This window comes from Companilactobacillus sp. FL22-1, from assembly GCF_043951805.1.
GTDB lineage: Bacteria > Bacillota > Bacilli > Lactobacillales > Lactobacillaceae > Companilactobacillus.
In genome coordinates, this window is the sequence record NZ_JBINJY010000029.1 from 1 (window position 1) to 1,485 (window position 1,485).

At 35.0% G+C, this 1,485-nt stretch carries 2 protein-coding genes; both read left to right on the forward strand.

All coding sequences use genetic code 11. The features are described 5' to 3' along the window. A partial coding sequence (locus tag ACG72T_RS12500; RefSeq protein WP_395265768.1) for a hypothetical protein occupies positions 1 to 191 on the forward strand: 191 nt, incomplete at its 5' end. Between the two features lie 37 nt (positions 192 to 228). After that, positions 229 to 1,485 (forward strand): MucBP domain-containing protein (locus ACG72T_RS12505; RefSeq protein WP_395266464.1); only part of this gene is annotated, 1,257 nt, incomplete at its 3' end.

The window sequence follows — 1,485 nt, forward strand, 5'->3', positions numbered from 1 at the left end:
ACGAAGAAGAGAAAATAGATTTTCAAAGTAAGCATGAAATGTTACTAGGATTCATTTATGTAAATATTTTTTTGATCTTATTTTGTTTGACTATTTTTCTCTTTTTTGAAGTTTTAAAAGTGAACTTAGATTTTGTGATTTTAATTGGTTCAACAGTCATGATATTTGCCTGTTATATTTGGAGATTATAAAAATAAACTAAACATTTGAGCGAAGGGTAAAAAGAAGATGGATTTTAAGAAGAAACGTTTAGCTAAAGCATTAGAAGATAAGACATATCGTGTGAAGTTAGTTCACTCAAAGAAGGGGTGGCTCGCAGTTGGTTTGACATTTATTACACTATTTAGTGCATCAGTACTATCAACAAAGACTGTTGATGCATCGGCTGTAAATAATGTAGCAACTGCTAATTCAACAACAAGTAGTTATGTTCAACTTTATAACAGCGTTACAAGTAATGACATGCATAAAGCAAATCGTGGCCTTGAAAATGGTACTAAATGGAAGACTGCTAAGGCTGTCAAAGGTATTGATGGTGAAACTTATTTGCTAGTTGGTGGTAACGAATACGCTAATGTTGATCAGATGGACTTAGCTGATGAAACATCTAAGCAATCTTTGAATGGTATTGTTCACGTCGCCAATGGGAATGGTCAATATGCTGAATTGTACTCCAATCCATTAAATGGTTCCAAACTGGTTGTAAATCGTGCCTTGGCTAAAAATACTGATTGGAAGACAGACCAAAAAGTTGTAGTAAATGGTACTGCTTATTATCGTGTAGCTACTAACGAATGGGTTAAAGGCTCAGAGGCAACATTGATTTCGGAGAGTTCTCGTTCAGATAAGACTTACATCAAGAATTCTCCTGACGCCGAAATACCATCGACAAATACTAATAATTCAGGCAATACTAATCATCATAATAATGGTGGCTCAACTACGACGCCAGCTGAGCCTGATGAGATGGGTAATATTACTATTAACTATATTAAGCGTTCGACAACTACAAATGACGCTTGGGTCATCAAGACAGAAATAAGACAAGTTAAGATTGGCTCAAGAGTTACACTCATTGCACCAAAACTAGATGGTTATACAGTTGTTCCAGGAGAAGAGGACAGATCATATCTAGTACAATTTGATGGTGAAGCGTTCAACATCCCTTATACTCAGGACGATGCGACAAATGTTGTAGATACATCATCTGTAACTGTTAATTATGTTGATGAGAAGGATAATCAACTAGCTAAATCAGAAACTTTTCCTGTAAAAGTTGGCATTGATTTTTCAACACCTGCCGCATATATAGATGGATATAAATTACAAGGTAGTTTGATTCAAACTGTAAAGACGGCTAAGGAAGGAAATACTATTAATTTTGTATATTCAAAAGAAGATAGTACTACAACACCAACAGACCCTGAAACTGATAAGACAGATGTAACAATCAAGGCAGTTGACGAAAATGGCAAAGCTATTGAA